General features: G+C 51.3%; 1 protein-coding gene. It reads left to right on the plus strand.

Annotated features, from left to right (window positions below; genetic code table 11):
• A partial coding sequence (locus tag C5471_RS23390) for an IS4 family transposase (protein ID WP_166296602.1) occupies positions 1-832 on the plus strand: 832 nt, incomplete at both ends.

The raw sequence follows: 832 nt of genomic DNA on the forward strand, positions 1-832 counted from the left end.
GAAGCCGGATTTACCGCCACCGCCGCTCACGCTCAACGTTATCATTGCCTGTTAGCGCTGGAAGACACGACAACCCTGTCATTTTCCCATGCGTCGGTCGCCGATGAACTCGGCTATACCACCTCGAAGGAAAAATCCCGGGGCCTGCAGGTACACTCGGTGTTGTTATTTGCGCCAGAAGAACAACAGGTCGTGGGATTGATAGAGCAACAGCGCTGGTGCCGGGATGTCAGTGATTATGGCAAAAGCCAGCAACGCGATGCACGCCCTTATGAAGAGAAAGAGAGTGATAAGTGGGAACGGGCCTCACAAGCTGTCGACAGCCGGTTAGGGGAACAGATGGCCAACGTGATTTCTGTCTGTGACCGTGAAGCCGATATCATCGAATATCTGCGTTATAAAACGAGCCAAAAACAACGTTTCGTCATCCGTTCGATGCAAAGCCGGCGTATTGAGGAAAGTCAGGATAAACTTTATGACTTTATCAGCCAGTTACAGAGTGCTGGAGAACGCTCAGTTCAGGTCAGACAGAAAGGCGGGCGTCAGGCGCGTGTCGCGCATTGTGATATCAGTTATGCCGAAGTGACGTTGAAAATCCCCGAAGGAAAAAACGGTGAAGCGGTGCGGATGTTTTATGTTGGTTGCAACGAAAAAGGTCCGGAGGACGGGCTTTGCTGGCATCTTCTGACCTCCGAACCCGTCAATAGTCAGGAAGACGCCCATAAAATATTCAGTTATTACGAGCGCCGCTGGCTGATAGAGGAATTTCACAAAGCGTGGAAAACGGGCGGCACGCAGGTAGAAGCGCTGCGTATGCAAAGCAAAGATAATC

The organism is Photorhabdus tasmaniensis, from assembly GCF_011189505.1.
Classification (GTDB): Bacteria; Pseudomonadota; Gammaproteobacteria; order Enterobacterales; family Enterobacteriaceae; genus Photorhabdus; species Photorhabdus tasmaniensis.